At 60.5% G+C, this 20000-nt stretch carries 16 protein-coding genes; 5 read left to right on the forward strand and 11 right to left on the reverse strand.

Annotation, left to right across the window (positions count from 1 at the left end):
- Positions 1-14: 14 nt before the first annotated feature.
- The 5 genes from X751_RS153935 to X751_RS153915 form a co-directional block, all read right to left on the reverse strand.
- A complete protein-coding gene (locus tag X751_RS153935) occupies positions 15-1892 on the reverse strand; it encodes a methanol/ethanol family PQQ-dependent dehydrogenase (RefSeq protein ID WP_023744483.1) in 1878 nt (625 codons plus the stop codon).
- The gene (locus tag X751_RS153930) at positions 1889-2671 is read right to left on the reverse strand and encodes a heme-binding protein (protein ID WP_023696350.1); all 783 of its coding nucleotides are present in this window, start codon (positions 2669-2671) and stop codon (positions 1889-1891) included. Before X751_RS153930 ends, X751_RS153935 begins: the two co-directional genes overlap by 4 nt.
- A gap of 273 nt (positions 2672-2944) precedes the next feature.
- Positions 2945-3994 carry a chemotaxis protein CheB gene (locus tag X751_RS153925; protein WP_023744485.1) on the reverse strand — a complete coding sequence of 350 codons (1050 nt, stop codon included), beginning with the start codon at positions 3992-3994 and terminating at the stop codon, positions 2945-2947.
- 135 nt (positions 3995-4129) lie between these two features.
- Positions 4130-5173: a manganese catalase family protein gene (locus X751_RS153920; RefSeq protein WP_023744486.1), complete on the reverse strand. Its 1044-nt coding sequence runs from the start codon at positions 5171-5173 to the stop codon at positions 4130-4132.
- Positions 5174-5534: 361 nt separating this feature from the next.
- Positions 5535-8687: a GAF domain-containing protein gene (locus X751_RS153915; protein ID WP_023744487.1), complete on the reverse strand. Its 3153-nt coding sequence runs from the start codon at positions 8685-8687 to the stop codon at positions 5535-5537.
- Positions 8688-8908: 221 nt separating this feature from the next.
- Between X751_RS153915 and X751_RS153910 the strand changes: the two genes are divergently transcribed.
- From X751_RS153910 to X751_RS153900, 4 genes are all read left to right on the forward strand, one after another.
- Entirely contained in the window at positions 8909-9163 is a 255-nt protein-coding gene (locus X751_RS153910) for a hypothetical protein (RefSeq protein WP_023681126.1), read from the forward strand.
- Positions 9164-9291: 128 nt separating this feature from the next.
- A complete protein-coding gene (locus X751_RS01000000163705; RefSeq protein ID WP_023681127.1) occupies positions 9292-10350 on the forward strand; it encodes an alpha/beta hydrolase in 1059 nt (352 codons plus the stop codon).
- 20 nt (positions 10351-10370) lie between these two features.
- Entirely contained in the window at positions 10371-10901 is a 531-nt protein-coding gene (locus X751_RS153905) for a DUF1003 domain-containing protein (RefSeq protein WP_023681128.1), read from the forward strand.
- Positions 10902-11144: 243 nt separating this feature from the next.
- Positions 11145-11537, forward strand: coding sequence for a response regulator (locus X751_RS153900; RefSeq protein WP_023681129.1), 393 nt, complete (start codon positions 11145-11147; stop codon positions 11535-11537).
- Positions 11538-11722: 185 nt separating this feature from the next.
- Here the strand turns inward: X751_RS153900 and X751_RS1000000166925 are convergent, their stop codons facing one another.
- The 3 genes from X751_RS1000000166925 to X751_RS153890 all read right to left on the reverse strand — a co-directional run bounded on the left by X751_RS1000000166925 (position 11723) and on the right by X751_RS153890 (position 13197).
- Positions 11723-11899 carry a hypothetical protein gene (locus X751_RS1000000166925; RefSeq protein ID WP_023687819.1) on the reverse strand — a complete coding sequence of 59 codons (177 nt, stop codon included), beginning with the start codon at positions 11897-11899 and terminating at the stop codon, positions 11723-11725.
- 202 nt (positions 11900-12101) lie between these two features.
- A complete protein-coding gene (locus X751_RS153895) occupies positions 12102-12338 on the reverse strand; it encodes a hypothetical protein (RefSeq protein WP_023681130.1) in 237 nt (78 codons plus the stop codon).
- 19 nt (positions 12339-12357) lie between these two features.
- Positions 12358-13197: a Crp/Fnr family transcriptional regulator gene (locus X751_RS153890; RefSeq protein WP_023714650.1), complete on the reverse strand. Its 840-nt coding sequence runs from the start codon at positions 13195-13197 to the stop codon at positions 12358-12360.
- A 309-nt stretch (positions 13198-13506) separates the two neighbouring features.
- Between X751_RS153890 and X751_RS153885 the strand changes: the two genes are divergently transcribed.
- On the forward strand, positions 13507-16836 hold the full coding sequence (locus X751_RS153885; protein WP_198022436.1) for a DEAD/DEAH box helicase: 3330 nt from the start codon (positions 13507-13509) through the stop codon (positions 16834-16836).
- A 73-nt stretch (positions 16837-16909) separates the two neighbouring features.
- Here X751_RS153885 and cyoD read toward each other — a convergent pair whose 3' ends face one another.
- From cyoD to cyoB, 3 genes are read right to left on the reverse strand one after another with little or no spacing between them, the layout of a single operon-like run.
- Positions 16910-17320 carry a cytochrome o ubiquinol oxidase subunit IV gene (gene cyoD / locus X751_RS153880; protein ID WP_023687822.1) on the reverse strand — a complete coding sequence of 137 codons (411 nt, stop codon included), beginning with the start codon at positions 17318-17320 and terminating at the stop codon, positions 16910-16912.
- Positions 17317-18003 carry a cytochrome (ubi)quinol oxidase subunit III gene (locus tag X751_RS153875; protein ID WP_023681134.1) on the reverse strand — a complete coding sequence of 229 codons (687 nt, stop codon included), beginning with the start codon at positions 18001-18003 and terminating at the stop codon, positions 17317-17319. The genes cyoD and X751_RS153875 overlap by 4 nt, the downstream gene beginning before the upstream one ends.
- Positions 18000-20000, reverse strand: a complete 2001-nt coding sequence (gene cyoB / locus X751_RS153870) for a cytochrome o ubiquinol oxidase subunit I (protein WP_023744489.1) — start codon at positions 19998-20000, stop codon at positions 18000-18002. The genes X751_RS153875 and cyoB overlap by 4 nt, the downstream gene beginning before the upstream one ends.

The raw sequence follows: 20000 nt of genomic DNA on the forward strand, positions 1-20000 counted from the left end.
TCAAGTACAATCCATCAAGGCAGCCGGAACACATAAAGCGTGCCTCCCGAGGTTGTCGCGTTCTTCAGATCTTTCATGGCATTGACGAAACCGAGCGCGGCGGTGGCGTCACGCGGGTCAAGATCGCCCGATACAATGGCGCCGGCCCAGCCGCCGACGCCTGAGAGGATGGCGACATACTGGTGCCCGTCGGGACCGCGATAGGTGATGGGCTGGCCGATGATCCCGGACGAGGTCTTGAACTGCCAAAGCAGGTCTCCGGTCTTGGCGCTGACCGCCTTGAACCAGCCTTCCATCGTGCCATAGAAGACAACGTCGCCGGCGGTCACCACCGCGCCGCTCCACACCGGGAAATTCTCCTTGAGGCTCCAGGCGGGTTTCTCCGCGGCGATGTCCCAGGCGGTGAAGGCGCCGCGATTACCGCCGGGCCCTGGTATCATGCGGACGTTCATGCCCACATAGGGCGTGCCGGCGATGTAGTTCACCTCGACGCCTTCTTCATCCATGCACAGATTGTTGTGCGGGATGTAGAGCAGGCCGGTCTTCGGCGAGAACGCGGAAGGCTGCCAGTCCTTGAGGCCCGACGCCGTCGGACAGATATCGCGAACGACCTTGCCGGTGCCGGTCTTCTTGTCCGGGTTTACGATCAGCCGACCGGTTTTCAGATCCACACCTTTGCTGGAGTTGACCGGACCAAACGGTTTTGCCGACAGCACCTCGCCGGTTGTCCGGTCGAGGATGTAGAGATAGCCGTTGCGCTCCGGCCGGATCAGCACCTTGCGCGGCTTGCCCTGCCAGGTCATGTCGAGCAGGATCTGCTCGTTGATGCCGTCATAATCGTGGAGGTCATGCGGGCTCCACTGATAGAACCATTTCGCCGCGCCGGTGTCGGGATCGCGCGCGAAAATGCCAGACGTCCACTTGTTGTCGCCCGGCCGCAAATCCGGATTCCATGGTCCGGGATTGCCGGTGCCGTGGAAGATCAGGTTCAGATCGGGATCATAGGAAATCCAGCCCCACATGTTGCCGCCGCCGATCTTCCAGGCTTCCGGCGGCCACGTCGTGACGCCAAGATCCTTGCCTTTGTCCATGTCATAGTGCGGCTTGAAGTCCGATCCGATCAGCACGTCCTTGTCCGGCCCGGTGCTATAGGCGATCCAGACGACATGACCGTCGCCGGCGTCGAGCGCCTTTACCCAGCCGCGAACGCCCATCTCGCCGCCGGAATTGCCGACCAGCACTTTGCCCTTCACCACAAGCGGCGCCATGGTGATGGTCTCGCCGATGTTGATGTTGCCGACATGAGTGTTCCAGATCGGCTTGCCCGTGTTCGCATCAAGGGCAATCGTGTGGCCGTCCAGCGTATTGAAAAAGATGCGCCCGTCGGCGAATGCCACCCCGCGGTTGACGACGTCGCAGCAGGCCACTCCCTGTGCCGCCGGCTCGGGATTGGGTTCGTACTTCCACTTCATCGGGGCGCCGGGCTTGGAGAGATCGAGCGCATAGACGAAGTTGGGAAAGGGCGTCACGATATACATGGTGTTGCCGACGACCAGCGGCGCTGCTTCCTGGCCCTTGTTCACGCCTGTCGAAAACGTGAACGCGACCTGCAGGTTCTTGACGTTGCCTTCATTGATCTCGGAGAGTTCGCTGAAGCGCGTCGACGCGTAGTTCTTGGCCGGCATCGTCCATTGGCCGTCATCGGGTGGCGAAGCTGCGGCTGGCGGTACGATCGCTGGTGTTTTAGGAGGCTCGGACGCAGCGCCCAGAAGCAGCAGGCAGGCGAGCAGCGTCACCAGAAGGATAGCGCCAAAGGAATTCCCGGCTGCCAATTTGCGGGTACGTCGTTCTACGTCAACGCGCGTTAATGCCAATTGCGGCATAACTTTCATTTATTGATCGAGCCTCCCACGCCGGCGCCGAGTTCGGCGGCGATGTCGGCCTCCGTTCCGGCACAAAGCGGATGGCCCCAGCCCGAAGCGCTTTTGCCGCCGGGGTCCAGATCGTAGACAATGGCATCCTTGCGATTTGGATTGACGCCTGCCGGGACCTTGTCGAAGCCGAGCGCCGCGCGGATACGCCAGGCGACATTGTGATCGGCGCATGAGGAGTCGCCTGAAACGCCGAGGCCGCCGACAATGCTCTTGCCGTCGTAGAGGGCAAGCCCGCCGCCAAACACCACGACGCCTCCGATCGGCTTGCCGACGAGCGGGTCGCCGGCGCTTCCGAACGTTTTGGGATCGCCCGTATAGGCCGCGGCCTGGTTGACGGGATTGGTCTCCTGCATGCCAAATAGCGGCCCGCCCGGCTGCACCCCCGCATAGAGATTGGCCGTAGAGAGGGCCATCTGAGCCAGGCTGAGACCGTTGGCCGTGTTGGCTTTCTCCGCTGCTATGAGCCGACTTCCCGGCCATTGCGAGTCGGGGGTGGGGCCGCTGAACGCAATCGCGCAGACAGTGCCGTCACGGGCAACGATGGCTGCCCATTCGTTGGTTTCAAAGCCGCCATTGGCTGGTCCGCCGCTTGCCTTCACGTTGGCTTTGAGGGCTGCAAGCAGCTTATCGTGATCGGCCGGACAGGGCTCCTGCGCCATGGCCTCGTGCCCGTGGAACAGGCCACCCATCAGCAACAGCAGGCCAAAAAGAGGTACGAAAAGCTGCGAGCGATACATTGTCCTGGCATTCGTTTACATAACAAGGACCACCCCGGCAGACCGCAGAATGCGAGGATACGTCCAGTGCGTCAGTGCCTAACTCGCGTAATGCTTCTATGTTCCTGCTTTGCATAAAATTCGTGCAGTTGGATTTGGGTGCAGGTGTTCAATCAAAGCATGGGACCTGGATACCCGTGGCCACAGGCCAAGCGGTGAGGCAACGCGGCTGATCCAGGAAAATGCGATCGGGATGGCGCAGACGCACCCGCCCTGACAAACGCTGTTGCCTTGTCACGGCGTTCGACGATGGATGATCTCTTCAATAAGTTTCGCGTCGGCTTCGTATTCCGCGGCCCGCGCAGCCATTTGACTGGCCAGGCTGTGTCTTTCCCGCGCGGCTTCGCGTTTTGCCATCCGTTTCGCCAACTCAGCCCGCTGCTGGTGCGCTCTTAAAAGGCTCCAAAGAGCCTGTTCCGCATCGTCAGCCTGGGCCTGCATCAAAACGTCTGCTCCGAACGCATGTCCGGTGTGGCAGCGGTAACGGGTAATCGGCCCGTCTTCTATCTCCCAAAGTGGTCCGTGACATTCGGGGCAGACAAATGTCGATGGGGTGCCAAGCTGGCCTTCTGTCTGTTCCATTGTGCCGTGCTCCTGAGCAGCAATCGCAGCCTCGAGGCGGATGACAGGCGGGATTTCTAGTGTCGGTCCCGCCATTTCGGAAGCAAGCCTGTGTAACAGGCCAGCCATCTCGGACAGGGCCACGCAATGGTCGATTTCCACATTCTGCAAAGCGCTCAGCGGCATATCGGGTACTGCAGCGTCGTCGGGATCCTGGACCACGCTGACGCCGCCACACATCTTGATGGCGCGCAGGCCGGCGGTGCCGTCGGAGAGGCTGCCTGTAAGCACGACCCCGATCACCCTGCCACCAAAGCTGCAGGCCACCGATCGAAACAGGGGGTCGATGGCGGGGCGCGCCAGGTTCTCGCGCGGCCCGCGCCGCAGCAGCATATGATCGTCGTGTAACAGAAGGTGAGCTCCCGGCGGTGCAACGAAGATGTGCCCGTTTTTAGCCTTCATGCCGTTGGAGGCATTTGCAACGGGCATGTTGGCAGCGCGACCGAGAATGTCGCCGAGGTAACTCGTGGGACCAACGTGCTGTACGACGAGGAGAGCCGCCGGGATGTCCGGCGAAAGATCGCGGACAAGTCTCTTCAGCGCGTCGACGCCGCCGGCCGATGCTCCGATTGTCACGATGCACCGGTTCTCGCAACCGTCGGGACGGACCTTGTCCGGCTGGCCCGCACGCTCCGAATCTGATCGTGGTGCGGCGGTGGCCATGGTTGCTTCACCCACATTCAGCACAGATGTCGATGCGAGCGCTCCGGCCAGTCCGTTGCTGGTCGGGCGCCCTGCCTTCGTCGGTGTTAGCTTCCGGCCGCATCGCGGAACATAGATGCCCGCGTCGGCTCTGTACTAACGCCTACGTGCGCGTTTGACAGCAGCCTCTGCCACGGCCGGGGCCTCCTGAATGCTTGCCGCGCCGCCGAAATCGGCGTTCTTGGTACGGCCAGCTCCCGGGCCTGCTCCTAGATCAGCGCCTGTTGTCGGATCGGAAGCCGGATCGGAAAGCGTACGGTCGGCCATCCNTCCCGGGCCTGCTCCTAGATCAGCGCCTGTTGTCGGATCGGAAGCCGGATCGGAAAGCGTACGGTCGGCCATCCTGGCCACCACCTTCATGTCTTTGGCCCCCAGCTTGACAGTTGCCAGGCCGTCTCCGCCGTCGACGGGCATCACCTCTTCAAGGTCATCGATCCGATCCCACTCTTCGCCGGAATTCCATGGGCCAGCGACATCGCCGTCGCCTTGAGAGGTGTTGACATACATGCTGGCGTACTTCTCTACGCCTGGGAGCTTGCCGGAAGGGAAATTGTTTTCGATCGCGTAGAGTGCTTTCTCAAACGACTTCTGGTGCGCGATCTCGCGGGTCATCAGGAAGCCGAGCGCGTCCTTGATTCCCGGGTCGTCGGTGATGTTGATGAGGCGTTCGTAAACGATCTTGGCGCGAGCTTCGGCCGCGATATTCGATCGCAAATCCACCGTAGGTTCACCGCGCGAATCGACATAGGCCGCGGTCCAGGGAACGCCGGCTGAGTCGCACAGCGCGGGAGCGCCGCCGAACAGAATTGATTCCTTGGCTGTTGTGCCGCTGGCGCCGATCATCAGGTAAAGGTCCGCTTCCTTCATTTGGCCCTCGGCCAGCTGTGCCTTGAGCCCCTTGTTGAGCATGGTGACGATTGATCCCACCACTTCGAGATGGCTGAGTTCTTCGGTCGCAATATCGAGCAACATGTCGCGACGGCCAAGATCGTCCTCGCCAAGCCCTTGCGTGAAATAGCGCATGGCCGCTGCAAGCTCGCCATCGGCGCCGCCGAACTGTTCCATGATCATGCAGGCCAGGCGAGGATTCGGCTCCGAGACGCGAACGGTGTATTGCAGGCGCTTGTTGTGCATGAACATGGACATCTCTCCGGTTAGATCATCCGAACATCCCGGCAAGTTGATTGTTCCATCCGGCCATCGGCCAGCGAGCATTTTTAACTTCAGTGTTGAGCATCGCAGCGAGCCAGAGGCGGCATTTATTCTCCGACCGGTGACCGGCGGCAACGAGATTTCGATCGTGCTGCGCCATCACAGCAATGAGCAAGGCCGCGGATGGGCAAGAGGTAGACAAAATCTGGAGGGATACTGGCTCGGAAAAGTGAAGCCGGGCCATATTAATACGATGTCGGTGTCGACACCTTCGGCCCGTTTCGCCGCACACCTTACGCGGCAAACGCCGGGTTCGGTCACACGGCGAGCGTCGCGGGCTGTTGCCCGTTCACTTTCGATCCAGCACCTTCCGGACTTTCTCTGCCAATTCGTCGATCGTGTAGGGCTTGGTCAAAAGTTCGGTTCCGAAATCGAGCGTGCCGTTGTGGACAATCGCATTTCGTGTGTAGCCGGTGGTGTAGAGCACTTTTAGCGACGGGTGCATTGTCTTGACCTGATCCACCAGCTCCCGGCCCGACATCTCCGGCATCACCACGTCGGTGAACAGAAGCGACGGCACTTGCCCGCTTTCGACGGCCACCAGCGCTTCGCGTGGACCTTGCATTTCCAGCACGGAGTAGCCCAGTTCCCGCAGCGCTTCCGCGGCCATCAGCCGGACGCGATCTTCATCCTCGACAACCATGATGATCTCGTCTGCACAGCCGGGGTGCTCGCCTGCCACGACGTCGATTTGGCTGTCGAGCACGCCATGGTGCGAGCGCGGCAAATATATTTTCAAGGTGGTTCCGATGCCCTGCTCGGAATAGATCTTCACACTGCCGCCGGACTGGCGAACAAACCCATAGACTTGGCTGAGTCCCAGCCCGGTGCCTTTGCCGACCCCCTTGGTGGTGAAGAACGGATCGAAGGCTCTTGCGACAACATCAGCAGTCATGCCCGTTCCTGTATCGGTGACCGCTATCATCACATACTGGCCGGAGGGGATCGCGTTCTCCCTGGCATAGCGATCGTCGACGTGGGCGTTTGATGTCTCGATCGTCAGCTTGCCGCCAGCAGGCATGGCATCCCTTGCGTTGACGCAAAGGTTGAGCAGCGCGCTTTCCAATTGCCCTGCGTCGGCCTCGACATGCCATAGGCCCGCAGCGAGCACGGTCTCGATCTGAATGGTCTCGCCAAGCGTCCGGTTCAGCAATTCGCTCATACCGGAGACGAGGCGATTTGGATTCAGCCGCTTCGGCGCCAGTGGTTGCTGGCGGGAAAAGGCGAGCAGTCGCCTGGTAAGTTCTGCGGCACGTTGTGCTCCATCGATCGCGCCGGTTACGAATTGGTGGACGTTGGTATCGCCGTTTCTGAGCTTGCGCTGCACAAGGTTCAGGCCGCCGATGGTGACGGCCAGCATATTGTTGAAGTCGTGCGCGATGCCACCGGTGAGCTGTCCGACAGCTTCCATCTTCTGGGCTTGGCGCAGGTGCTCTTCTGCTCTGGCGCGTTCCGCAACTTCATCTTTGACACGTTGTTCGAGCGTGCCGTTGAGTGTCTGCAGCGCCTTGAACAGCCGGGAGTTGTCGATGGCCGTCGCGGCATGGCCGGCAAGCCCCAGCAAGGCCGCTTCTTGCTGTTCGGCGAACACGCCGGTCTCTGAATGACCAAGGAAGAGGCCGCCCAGGACCTCGCCCGAACGCGAGACGACCGGCACGGCGAGATAGGAACGCACCGGCAGATGGCCCTCCGGCATTCCCTTGCGGGGCCAGTTCTTTCCGTAACGCGGATCGGTGAGGATATCGTCGGAACGCACCACGCTTGTGCCGCGGAAAGTGGGCTCGAACACCGCGGTGTTGCGCGGCATGGGAAAGTTTTCGAAAGCAGAACGAGGTGCCCCCGAAAGGGCGTAGAGCACATAGCTGTCGCCCTTGTCGTCGATCACGTTGTAGAAGAAAGCTCCGAATTGTGCGCCCGACAGCACCACGCCGGCATCGGTTACCGTCTGGACAATTCGCTCTACGTCAAGCTCGGCCGCCACGGCTGCCGCAGTGGCGTTCATCAACTGAAGCTGATGCTCCACCCGCTTTCGCGCGGTGACGTCGACCACGGTGCCGATGAAGCGGATCGCACGGCCGGACTGGAAAAGCGCTTCCCCCGTTGCGGCAATCCAGCGCTCCTTGCCATCCCGAAGGCCGATCGTCCGGTATTCGATGTCGTAGCGGGAGGGGGTGCCTGGCGCGAGCGACTGGCGTACGGCCTCGTCGGCCCGTGCGCGATCTTCCGGGTGGAGGCCCGCCAGGAAGGCGCTTTCATATGTCACCTCCGCGTCCGGCGGCAAACCAAAAAGGGCTTTGCACCGGTCGTCCCAACGCAGCACTCCGCTGATGGGATCGTAATCCCAGGTGCCAATAGCGGCCGCGTCGGTGGCAAGCCTCAGCCTCTCCTCGCTGGCCCGTGCCGCCTGTTCCGAGCGAACGCGCTCGATGTGAGCCCAGGACCGCTCCGTCACCTCGGTCAGCAAGGACAGTTCGCGTTGCGACCAGACGCGGCGCTGCTTGTCGTGGATGGCCATCAGGGCAGTCAGTCGGCCTTGTTTGACCAAAGGCATACAGATGGTTGCCGTTATCCCGATATCCTGAAAGGTCTTCGCTTCCTCGGGAGCAATTTCCTCAAGGTTGTTGTTGATGATAAGCGGCTTGTTGGCGCTGAGGTTGGTGACAGCCAGGCGACCGAAATCGGCAAGACTGTAATATCCCCTGATGCTGGGCGAGCCAGGTGCGCTCCAATCGCCGCGGATGGTGAAATGGTCTTGGTCCTGCTCCATGTCGGCATAGGCACAGATCGAGACGCCAAGATGTTCGCCGAGGAGCCGAGTGGTGATCTGCATGACAGCATCGGCGTCGGCCGCGAGGGCTATCTCCCTGCCGAGGCGGTCGAGAAAAGCAAGGCGTTCGGCGTTCTCACGGAGGGCCAGTTCGGCGCGAAGGCGTTCTATCGCCGTACGCGTCCGGTCCGCGACTGCCGAAATGAGGGCTACTTCCTCCGTCGCCCAGCGTCTGGGCGCGGAGTGGTTCAGGTATAACAGCGCCACCAGCCCGCCATGCTCGGTAACGGGCATGTTGATGACGGATTGGGCGCTGATGGCTTTGAGTGCCTCCGCATGGCTGCTGGTTCGCGGATCTGTCTCGGCGTTTTCAAAGACAACGGTTTCGCCTCGTTTCAAATCCTCGATATACGAGCCGTAGTTCCTGAAATTCAGCGTCCCAGCCAGGCTTTTGATGCCTGGCGCGTTCCAGTCCCTGTCAATGGTGATCGTTTCTTTCTCTAGATCGATCGTGCCGTATCCGGCTCGGCTGATGCCAAAATGGTTCCCCAGCAGTTCCGCGGCTGCGTAGGCCAGTTCTACGGGATCCGTAATCTCGCGAATACGGTCGCCCAGCGCTGCCAAAAGCTCGAAGCGCTGTAGTTCAGATCGCGGATTGCTTGAAGTGGCCCCCATTTCGCCCCCGTTTTGCCCGGACTTAAATGCAGTCTGGGGCCAAGAGTTCCCCGCAGGACGGCAGTTTCTTTGGCGGGCCGGTCAGCCGAACACGCCGCACCGGTCATAGGTTAATGACAGGTTGGCGCGCTGTGGCGGATAAAGGGGAAACCAGCGGGCACTTGACGAGCTCCCGCTGGCTGGGTGCCCGAACCGCACTTCACTCGTTTGGAGACGTTTTGATGCTTGACCGACCCATTCTTACGAATACGGACGCTCTCTATCCAGACGACCTGAAAACGCTTCGGTCGGTTTTCGACGCGCTGTGTGAGGAATTTGAGATTTCGTCGGACACTACCGCGGCAGAATCCATCGCGAGAGAGCTGGTCAGACTTTTCCAGACCGGGATGACGGAAGCGGCCATGCTGATCATTGCCGTGCGCGCACGTTGGCAGGGTGATTGGAAAATGGGAGGCAGCAGCGCTGCCCAGGCTTAACGGTCCCAACTCCATGGAGAAGGCCTACTTTAGCCGCTTGAGCCGGTTGTACAGCGTTGTCTTGTCTGGCGGAACAAGCTTTCGCCCCGAGAGTTGGGGTCGGCAGATGGTTTCCAACAGGCACGGGCATGGCGTTCGACAGAGATGGACCGAAACTCGCGACCGGGTTGCTCGCGGCCTCGTTGGCGGCGCTGGCGGCATACAATGCCATCCGCGCCAAACGTGCGATTGCCGGCCGGGCATGCGGACGTGTGATGGAGATCGATGGTGTGCGCCTGCATTTTATCGAAGCCGGAACCGGCATGCCGCTGCTTCTCCTGCATGGCAATGGATCCATGGCGGAGGATTTCAAGTCGAGCGGCATCTTCGATGAGGCGGCAAAGACCTATCGGGTGCTTGCATTTGATCGTCCCGGTTTTGGGCGAAGCTCACGGCCGCGCGGCCGGCGTTGGTCCGCTCGCGACCAAGCCGACCTTATACATGCCGCCGCCTGCGGGCTGGGTATAGAGAAATACCTCGTGCTTGGACATTCCTGGGGAGCTTGGATCGCCCTCGAATTGGCGCGCAGGCATTCTCAATCGGTCGCCGGCATCGTGCTGGTCTCGGGCTATTACTATCCGCCGCCGCGGCTGGATCTTGCACTGGCCGCACTCCCTGCACTGCCTGTGATCGGCACCGCGTTTCGTCACACCTTGCTGCCGCCGCTTGTAAGGCTTGCTTGGCATTGGGCAATGGAGAAGATCTTTAAACCCGCCGTCGTCGCCGGCGAGTTCGCCGCACTTGCCAAAGATGTCGCCAGCCGCCCTTCCCAACTGCGGGCGGTTTCTCTGGAGACAGCATCGATGCTGGCCGCGTCCCTGTTGGGAAAAGCCAACTATAGGGACATTGCCGTGCCCACCGGCATCATGGCGGGATCCGGGGATCGTTTGTTCGACGCGCAACGCGATGCACGACGCTTGCACGCGGAAGTCGGTGGGTCTCTCCTCGAGGTGGTTCCGGGCGCCGGCCATATGGTTCATCAGAGCGCCCCGCAGGCAGTGGTGGGCATGGTGCACACTATTGCAGGACGGCACGCTTTGTTCCAAGCGGGCCGTCGGCAGCGACCCAAGTCGTGTGCCGACGAGTTCAAGGCAGATCCGGCCTCGGGGGAGCCACCGGCGATAAGCGACGCCGCTTGCACGGAATGATCTCCAAACGGGGCTTTCAAATGAGCGACCAACGTCCAGCCGACATGCAGTCGGTGCTCCACCAGAACATACAGGCCCTGGTCGAGCACAGGCGACAGCAAGAGGAGCACCAAGGCGTTCAAGCGTGGGTCGCCGGCGCTGTTTCGCGCTTCGCGGGAAGCATGACTTTCGTCTATCTGCACCTTGCAATTCTTGTCGTCTGGGTCCTCGCGAACCTTGGCGCGATACCAGCCGTCCCAGCCTGGGACCCGACTTTCGTGATCCTGGCCATGGTCGCCTCGGTTGAGGCAATCTTCCTGTCTACTTTCGTGCTGATCAATCAGAACAGAATGGCCGCCCACAGCGAGCGCCGAGCCGAACTGGATTTGCAGATCAGCCTTCTAAACGAACATGAAACCACGCGGCTGATCGAGATGGTGGCTGCCTTGACGGCGCGTCTGAATATCTCGACCCCGGCCGACAAAGAGCTGCCGGAACTCGCCGAGAATGTGGATCCCCAAAAGGTCATGACGCAGATCCAGCAAGCTTCTGGAGATCAGGAGAACGCTTGATCAAAGCGACCTCGTCGGCAACGGTTAAGCGTCGGCTACAACCTGTAATTCAGCCTCATTGTCCAAGGCTGTCGAAGCAGCTAAGCCGGTGTCGGCCTTTTCCAGGGTGGCTTCCCGACGTCACAAGTCCGCCGCGCAATCGAGGCAGCGTAGAGCTTCGATAACCAACAGGCTGCTGCGCGTCAGATGGAACCAAGTTGACGCCGAACTCGTATTAGCGGTGGCGGCTTGGGGAGATTCCGGATGAGCGAAGGTGCTGTCCTGATCGTCGAAGATGAGACAATGATCCTGCTCGACCTCGAGTCAGCTTTGGAGGAGGCCGGCTTCCAGGTCGTCGGCACTCGGAGTGCCGCCGAGGCGCTGGCGGCTTTCGACCCCGATCCGACCAAGTTCAAGGCCGTGCTCACGGACATCCGTCTGGGAGCAGGACAGTCGGGGTGGGAGGTCGCTCGGCACTTGCGAAGGTCCAACTCGACCATCCCGGTTGTCTATATCAGTGGCGACAGCGCGGTACACTGGGGAGCGGAAGGCGTGCCCAACAGCACAATGATCACCAAGCCCTTTTTTCTGCCGCAGATCATAACTGCCGTTTCTCAACTTTTAAACGCGCAGCAAGGTGCAGAAACTCACCTCTAGGAATCCGACCGCGGCTCCACGAAACCACCGAACATTCTTTCTTCGGCCAATCGGCGCCGTCCGGCGTAAAGCATTCGCGTCTGCTTCGGTCAAATGTCGGCGGCCTCAACCAGATGTCGACCTCAGCTCCTTTCCCTCGCCACCGGCTCGCATCCACTCGGAAGCCCTCCCGAAAGCAGGGGCGCTCATTGGTTGAGCTTTCGGTCGAGTTCGTCAAGCAATGACCGATGCTCGCTGGGCATGTCCGCATCTGTCGGCAGATCCAGCAACTGGCGAAGCTGGCGACGATTGGCGTCCGATGAAATCCACTCCCGTATGAGGCGGGCTATGACCTTTTGTTGTGCCTTGCCGATTTCTTCCATGTTAGATTCCGAGCTTGTCCGTTGGACGAACTCGGCGGCTCTTTGATGGTTCCCCGTCCTGTACACAAATCGAGGCGAATCGAGGCACAATCTATGGGTTAATGCATGTCGCTCAAAAGTGGCCTTGGTTTTGAGACACGACATGCCAGTGGATGTTTGCAGTCCCAGTCCGCTCGCCTAACGCTGCGCGTAGAGTGCAAATTTATACGTTCGATTTTACCCGAAGCGAGAGGCTCAGCCGCAAAATCTTGGCGCCATTTTCATCGCGCACTTCGATAAACAATTGCTGCCCGTCGACGCTCTTCAGTGACTCTCTCGTGAGGTCGACAAGGCCCTCGAATCCCGCGCGGCGGACCTCCTCGAGGCCAGCGCATTCGACACCTATTTCGTCCTCGAAGACGAGATCGCCATCGCCGCTGTCGAAGAAAAATCGTGCCATCGGAGAGCTTCCGTCACTGCTAATCTGCGGGGTTCCTTTGGTGCAGGTAGGTCGTGTCGAAATCTCCTGCGTGAGTGAGGCCAGCCCAGTCCAGTGCGTGAACTTTTGATCCCGAGGTGGCAATGAGGCCTCTGCGTCGTAGTTCCTGGAGCATCCGGTTGACGTGGACCGTGGACAAACCCAGTGCATCGCCAAGGGCCGCCTGTGTAATGGGGATATCCGCCACGTGATCCTCAATGCGCCCCATGGAGCGCAAGCGAAAAATCAGTTCGCACAGGATGTGAGCCATGCGGGTGTATGCCTCGCGTCTTCCCACATTGATGACCCACTCCCTGTAAATCGCGGCATCTATCAACGTCGACCGCCAAAAAGCGGTGGCGATGCGAGGGTGCTGGTCGCAAACGGCACGCAGGGTGTCATGCCGCATGAAACCTATTCGCGCCGGCGTAAGGGTCGAGAAGTTACAATCCATGACCGACAGATGCAGCCCATGCAGATCAGGAATGTCGCCGGCGACGAAGAATGATGTGATTTGTCGCTTTCCTTCGCCCGTATGTTTGGTCGAACCGACCAAGCCATCAAGAACGACAAACGAGTAAACAGGACGGTCGCCCTCACGCACCAGATCGTGGTTGGCCAAATATTCCTTCTCCTGGATCGGAATGCCTTTCAGAACGCCGATGTCGGCCTCTCGAAGATCCGAGATGGTCTGAAGCTTGCGAATGAGTACATCCGAGGATGAGGTGGGGAACAAATTGACTACCTGGCTGATGTTGGTGATCGAACTATTATCCGCGCCAAAAGTTCCGACTGGCATGGGGACATATGCGCGGCGGCAGAAGGCGCCGCCGTGCGGCATGGTCCCATGCCTGGAACGTTTTGCCAGCGTCGAGCGTGGTTGAAGATCCCGGAATGATCGAAGCACCAGTTTTTTAGGACAGCCATAGGTGAGCAAGGCAGCAATGCATTAACCTATGACATAGGCTCGGTTAGAAATTTTCCCGCTGGGCAGCCAGCCCCAGGAGTTCGCCGATCACGGCGCAGCTTTGACCCTGTCGCTCCGCCCATTTCAAGGGCTGCACCCGCAGCCCGTCCTGGAACTCTTTGATGCGCCGCCAGGAACGGGGTGGCTCCGCTGACGTTGTCTCAGTGGCAAGGTGAGATTTCAGTGAACAGGCATATTTCGCGGACGGATGTCGAACAAATCGATCACACGGATGACAGCGGGTTTGCGATAGAGCACGGCGGACCGCCATCCTCAGCAATCGCGGTAGCGCTGGCCCGTGGCCTGGAGACCAGTCGGGACAAGCACATCATCCATATAGCTCCCTCGGAACGCAGTGCCGAGGAGATCACCGGCGCCTTGCGTCAGTTCCTGCCTGACGCGGATATAATCTTGCTGCCGTCCTGGGATTGCCTGCCCTACGACAGGGTGTGGCCCACACGCGCCAATATGGGGCGAAGGCTTCGTGCGTTGCGTGAGATCGCAACGAAGCCGGATCGCCCGCGCATCGCTGTAATGTCGCTCGAAGCCATTCTGCAGCGGGTGCCGCCTGCTCCGGTCATCGCTGGCGGTTTCACAATTCTGGAGGTGGGACAAAAGCTCGACCGTGACGATTTTAGAACCTGGTCCGAAGCCATTGGCTATGTCGTCGACGAGAGGGTCGACGAACCGGGTGAGATAGCCTTTCGGGGCGATCTCATCGATATTTTCCCTGCTGGCGCGGATGGCCCCGTTCGCGTCATCGTTGATCCCGATGCCTGCATCCGGCAGCTCAAGACCTACGACCCGCTCAGTCAGCTCAGCGATCAGGTTCGAGACTCGATTACGGTCGGACCGGCATCCGAGCTGATCTTTAAAGCTGGTGAGCATCCTGAGTTGACAGCGGTGCGCGCGACGTCGATGGAGGAGCGCCTGGTCGCATCGTATGGCGCTATGCCATCCGTCTTCGATGCGGCATCCAGCGCTTCGATCTCCTTCCTTGAAGGGACCGACGGGCAGCCGCTCGGCAGAATTCTGGATCTGGTCGAGGATGCACGTCGTGCCAGGCAGGAGGCAGCCGGAACGAAAAAACCTTTGCCGGGACGATTTTACCTATCCCGTGAAGAGTGGGACGCTGCTCTGCTTAACCGCTGCTGCGTGAGACTAGCCGTTTCTGCCGTGGGAGTTCCCAAATTCTTCCGCCAGGCCCGACCCGGGTATGATTTCGCGGAATTCATCAGAGGGCAGACGAGTGCCGGAGTCAGAGTAGTGTTCACCGGCGATGCCTCTGAACTGCAGCGAGCAGATCGCCTGCTCGATAGGAGACTAGGCCGGCGGGCAGAGGAAGCGGCCGACTTGCCGCAAATCCTTTCGGCCGCGAGGGGCTCTGTTCTCAAGGCTGAATTCGTCCTCGACGAAGGGTTTGTCGACGCGCAATCCAATATCGCCGTGGTGGCCGCATCCGACCTGTTTGGGCCCGCGTTAAAGGCGAGCGGGAGCGCGACCACGGGCATACTCGAACCCGAGTTGCGCATTGGCGATGTCGTCGTCCATGAAGACCATGGCCTGGGCGTGCTCGCCGCGGTCGAACAGGTCGAGTTGGCTGGCCAGCAACAGGATGTCGTCAGACTGGAATATCATGGCGGGGCTTCCTTGCTGGTTCCGGTCGACGACTTTGGACGAATATGGCGCTACGGCTCGGAACCGGAGGCAGTGTCGCTTGATCGCCTCAAAGGCGAGGGCTGGCCGAAGCGACGCGAAGCTGCGTTGCGCGAGATCGACAGGCTGGCCAAACGCCTCTTGAGTCTTGCCAAAATCAGGTCCAGCCAGCCTGCCGAGATCATAAAGCCCTCCCGCACGGACTTGGCCCGTTTTGCGGCGAGATTTCCCTATACGGAGACGCCCGACCAAGCGGCCGCCATCCGCGCTGTGCTCGATGATCTTTCGTCGGGAAGAACAATGAACCGGCTCGTCTGCGGCGATGTCGGCTTCGGCAAGACAGAGGTCGCCCTGCGTGCTTGCGCCGCCGCGGCTTTCTGCGGGAAACAGGTTGCTATCATAGCGCCGACAACGGTGTTGGCACGACAGCACTATGAGACGTTCAGCCGCCGCTTCGCAGGAACCGGCCTGCAGGTCGCCCACCTTTCTAGGATGGTCGGGGCAGCGGAGGCGAGAGCGGCAAAAGAGGGTCTGCGGAGCGGCCAGGTTGCGGTCGTTGTGGGTACTCAGGCCCTGGCGTCCAGGAGCGTCACCTTCGCCAATCTTGGACTGCTGGTGATCGACGAGGAGCACCGGTTCGGGGTCAAGTTGAAGCGGGCCCTGCGGACCATGACGCCTCGCCTCCATACGCTGAGCATGAGCGCCACACCGATACCCCGGACGCTGCAATCGGCGTTGTCGGGCATCCAGGACGTCAGCGTTCTAAACTCTCCGCCCGCCAAACGACGTCCCGTTCGCACGATCTTGGCAGCGTTCGATCCAGCATCGGTGCGCGCGGCCCTCCTGCGTGAATTTCACCGGGGTGGACAGAGCTTCTTCGTGGTCCCGCGGATCGAGGATATTGCCCCGGCCTGTGACCAGCTGAACAGACTGGTGCCGGAACTCGGGGTCAAGACGGCGCATGGTGAAATGAAGGGGAGACAGCTGGACGAAGTCATGGTCGGATTCGCCGACGGTGATGGCGACATTTTGTTGAGCACCGACATCATCGAGAGCGGCCTCGATGTGCCGCGGGCCAACACCATCATCGTTTGGCGCCCCGACCGGTTCGGTCTGGCGCAGTTGCACCAGTTGCGGGGCCGGGTCGGAAGGGGGGCGGTGCAGGCCGTTGCGTTTCTTCTGACCCAGCCTGGCGTTGAACTGGCCGACGGCACCAGGGCCCGGCTTTCGACGATGCTTGCGCTCGATCGGCTCGGCTCCGGCCTGGCAATCAGTCAAAGAGACCTCGACCTGCGTGGCGCCGGAGATCTTTTCGGCGAAGACCAGGCCGGGCATATGAAGCTGATCGGAGTGGGCTTGTACGAGCACTTGCTGGAGCGGGCGGTCTCGGCGGCTGGCGGAGGGGCCAACTTCAGCAAGCAACTTGCCGAGATCAATGGCTCGGGAAAGGGGGCTTTTCCCGAGAGCTATGTCGACGAGCCTACGGTGCGCGTTGGCCTCTATGCGCGGCTCTCCCGCATCCGTTCGGAGCCGGACCTCGATACATTCAGCGAAGAGCTCGAGGACCGCTTTGGAGACATGCCTGGCGAAGTAGCCCTTTTGCTGGAATTTACCAGGTTGCGAATAGCAGCGTCGGAATTGGGCGTCGGCAAAGTCGATGTCGGTCCCGAGGCCATCGCGATCACCCCTCGGAACAAGCCGTCGGCGTCCCAATGGCGGAACAGCAAGGCGTTGGGCCTGGACTACCGGAACGGCCGCCTGATTTTCAGGCCTATCCAGCCCAGCGTCTCAGGCATCGATGCGGTTCGCTTAGCGCTTGATGCCCTACGCGCAGCCCAGCCAAAGCACGAGATCTGACGAGCCTTTTGTCTCCTGGGGCCATCGGTGCGAATGGTGCACTGTGGGCGGCCGTGCGTTCGCAGGGCAGCGTTCAAGGCATGGTTCCGGTTTGATGGGGTGTCATGGCAGCCATGTTTTCATTCAGGTGGGCCATGATCCAGATAGAGCCCAGAACCACCAGCGCGACGATCAGCACGCCGAAGGCCAGGGCCAGGATGTTGTTGGTGTTGTCCGGCCCGGTGGTCAGGTGCAGAAAGAAGACAAGATGCACGCCCATCTGCGCAACGGCGAGCACCACCAGGGCCGAGATGACCGCGGGCTGGTAAATCAGGTCGGTTCGCGCCGCCAGGAATGACGCGATCGTGAGCAGGATGGCCAGGCCGAAGCCGAGCACATAGCCCGAGAGGCCCCCAGCCGTTTCGTGCTCGCTTATGTGTTCCTCGCCCGGCGCTGAATCGCGGCGGTCCTGCAACTCGCCGGTCTTGCTCTCGAACTCGGTCATGACGATGCTCCCAGCAGATAGACCAGGGTGAAGATGGCAACCCAGATGATGTCGAGGGCGTGCCAGAAGAGCCCGAAGCAGTGGAGCCGCCGCAAGATGTCGGGCCGAAAGCCCTTGACCCACAGCTGCGCCATCATCGTTCCCAGCCAGAGCAGGCCGAGACCGACGTGGGCACCGTGGCAGCCAACGAGCGCAAAGAAGGCAGAAAGAAATGCGCTGCGCGAGGGGCCTGCCTGCTCGCCGATCATTGCCGCGAACTCCTGTAGTTCCAGGAACAGGAACGCTGCCCCGAGCAACCCCGTGACGAGAAGCCAGAACTGCGTGGCAGCCATTGATCTGCGACGGGTGGCGAGTGTTGCCACGCCGCCGGTGAAGCTCGAAGTGAGCAGAAGGCCCGTCTGGACCGCAACCCGTGTCGGTTCGAACAGATCCTTGCCTGTCGGTCCGCCGGCGGTTGCCTTGGCGAGCACGGCGTAGGCGGCGAAAAATGCCGAGAACATGATGATGTCGGACAGGAGAAAGATCCAGAAGCCGTAGGTCACCGTGACGAACTTTGAGGCCGGGCCGCCTTCTCCGTGGCCCGTCGCAGAGCGCACCGCATGCCGACCGGTGTGATTAAGCCGATACGGGTCCCGTGCCTGGGTGCCGGCGCTGATGTCGCCGGAGAATGCGTGATCGCTCATGCCGGGCGCTCCCACCCGCGCAGCCAGGCAAACTGGGCTGCCTTGTGGTCATGATCGATGCGGGCGACCTCGTCGACAGGGATCTCGTAGTCTCCATGATCGCGCCAGGCGAATACGACGAAGGTTGCGTAGGCGCCGATGAAGCCGACGATCGCCAGCCACCATATATGCCAGATCAGCGCGAAGCCGATCAGTGTGCTGAAGAAGGCGGTGACGAAGCCAGTCGGGCTGTTGCGAGGCATCTCGATCGGCTCATATGCCTTTTCCTCGTCCGCGCTCTGTTCGATCCCTCGTTGCTTGATGCTCCAGTAGGGTTCTTCGTCTTCCACGTGAGGCAGCCGTGCATAATTGAAGACAGGAGGAGGGGAAGATGTCGACCACTCCAGCGAACGCCCATCCCACGGGTCGCCGGTTTCGTCGCGAAACTTGTCGCGATGCCGGATCGAAACGAATAGCTGTGTGATCTGCAGCGCCGCGCCGGCGATCATCACCACCACGCCGAAAGCGGCCACCACCAGCCACGGCGCCCAAAGGTCCATATCGATATGTTGCAGGCGCCGCGTCATGCCGAGCAGACCGACGATATAGAGCGGTACGAAGACCAGCATGTAGCCGGCCAAGGTGACCCAAAATGCCGCTTTTCCCCAGCCTTCGTGCAAACGGAAACCGAACGCCTTGGGGAACCAGTAGGTGAAGCCGGCGAATGCTCCAAACAACACGCCCGAGATGATGACGTTATGGAAATGCGCGACGAGGAAAAGGGAATTGTGTAGCACGAAGTCGGCCGGCGGGACGGCAAGCAGGACGCCAGTCATGCCGCCGACGGTGAAGGTGGTCACGAAAGCCAGTGCCCAAAGCATCGGCGTGTCGAAACGAACGCGCCCGCCATACATGGTGAAGAGCCAGTTGTAGATTTTCACACCGGTTCCCACGGCAATGACCGACGTGGCGATGCCGAAGGCGGCATTAACGTCCGCTCCGGCACCCATGGTGAAGAAGTGATGCAGCCAGACCATGAACGAGACGATGCAGATGAACATCGTGGCCGCGACCATCGAACGGTATCCGAACAGGGGCTTCGATGAAAAAGTCGAGAAAATCTCGGAAAAGATTCCGAAGGCGGGAAGCACCAGGATGTATACTTCGGGATGGCCCCACGCCCAGATCAGGTTGACGAACATCATCTGATTTCCACCAGCTTCGTTGGTGAAGAAGTGGAAGCCGAGATACCGGTCCAGCGTCAGCATTGCGAGCGTGGCGGTAAGGATCGGGAAGGCTGCGACAATGAGCAGGTTGGACGCGAGCGAGGTCCAACAGAACATCGGCATTCGCAGATAGCCCATTCCCGGCGCTCGCATCTTGAGGATGGTCGTCACCAGGTTGACACCGGTGAGCAGCGTGCCGACGCCGGAGATCTGGATCGCCCACAGATAATAATCGACACCGACGCCCGGCGAGTAGGCGGTTTCCGACAAAGGGGCATAGGGCAGCCAGCCGGTGCGCGCGAACTCACCGACCACAAGCGAGATGTTGACCAGCAGGGCTCCGGAAGCCGTCAGCCAGAAGCTGACGGAATTGAGCGTCGGAAAAGCGACATCGCGTACGCCAAGCTGCAGCGGCACGACGAAATTCATCAGGCCGATCATGAACGGCATCGCGGCGAAGAAGATCATGATCGTGCCGTGCGCGGAAAAGATCTGGTCGTAATGCTCCGGCGGGAGGTAGCCCGGCCCGTGAATCGCCAGCACCTGTTGTGTGCGCATCATGATAGCATCGATAAAACCACGAAGAAGCATGAGCATCGCAAGCACAATGTACATCACGCCGATGCGCTTGTGGTCGACCGAGCTTATCCACTCGCTCCACAGATATGGCCAGTAGCCCTTCACCGTTATCCAGCCAAGCACGGCGGCTGCTGCCAGAAAGACGCCAAGGGCTGCACCGAGGGGGATGGGTTGATCGAAAGGAACGACCGACCAGTCGAGCTTGCCCAGCAT

Source organism: Mesorhizobium sp. LNJC394B00, assembly GCF_000502555.1.
Classification (GTDB): domain Bacteria; phylum Pseudomonadota; class Alphaproteobacteria; order Rhizobiales; family Rhizobiaceae; genus Mesorhizobium.

Bases quoted from the DNA above. Each gene is read 5' to 3' on its own strand.
- X751_RS153930 (WP_023696350.1), bottom strand. From the start codon at position 2,671: ATGTATCGCTCGCAGCTTTTCGTACCTCTTTTTGGCCTGCTGTTGCTG.
- X751_RS153875 (WP_023681134.1), bottom strand. From the start codon at position 18,003: ATGAGCGATCACGCATTCTCCGGCGACATCAGCGCCGGCACCCAGGCA.
- cyoB (WP_023744489.1), bottom strand. From the start codon at position 20,000: ATGCTGGGCAAGCTCGACTGGTCGGTCGTTCCTTTCGATCAACCCATC.
- X751_RS153925 (WP_023744485.1), bottom strand. From the start codon at position 3,994: ATGGCCACCGCCGCACCACGATCAGATTCGGAGCGTGCGGGCCAGCCG.
- X751_RS153890 (WP_023714650.1), bottom strand. From the start codon at position 13,197: ATGCCGCACGGCGGCGCCTTCTGCCGCCGCGCATATGTCCCCATGCCA.
- X751_RS153910 (WP_023681126.1), top strand. From the start codon at position 8,909: ATGCTTGACCGACCCATTCTTACGAATACGGACGCTCTCTATCCAGAC.
- X751_RS1000000166925 (WP_023687819.1), bottom strand. From the start codon at position 11,899: ATGGAAGAAATCGGCAAGGCACAACAAAAGGTCATAGCCCGCCTCATA.
- X751_RS153935 (WP_023744483.1), bottom strand. From the start codon at position 1,892: ATGAAAGTTATGCCGCAATTGGCATTAACGCGCGTTGACGTAGAACGA.
- X751_RS153895 (WP_023681130.1), bottom strand. From the start codon at position 12,338: ATGGCACGATTTTTCTTCGACAGCGGCGATGGCGATCTCGTCTTCGAG.
- X751_RS153915 (WP_023744487.1), bottom strand. From the start codon at position 8,687: ATGGGGGCCACTTCAAGCAATCCGCGATCTGAACTACAGCGCTTCGAG.
- X751_RS153900 (WP_023681129.1), top strand. From the start codon at position 11,145: ATGAGCGAAGGTGCTGTCCTGATCGTCGAAGATGAGACAATGATCCTG.
- X751_RS01000000163705 (WP_023681127.1), top strand. From the start codon at position 9,292: ATGGCGTTCGACAGAGATGGACCGAAACTCGCGACCGGGTTGCTCGCG.
- cyoD (WP_023687822.1), bottom strand. From the start codon at position 17,320: ATGACCGAGTTCGAGAGCAAGACCGGCGAGTTGCAGGACCGCCGCGAT.
- X751_RS153905 (WP_023681128.1), top strand. From the start codon at position 10,371: ATGAGCGACCAACGTCCAGCCGACATGCAGTCGGTGCTCCACCAGAAC.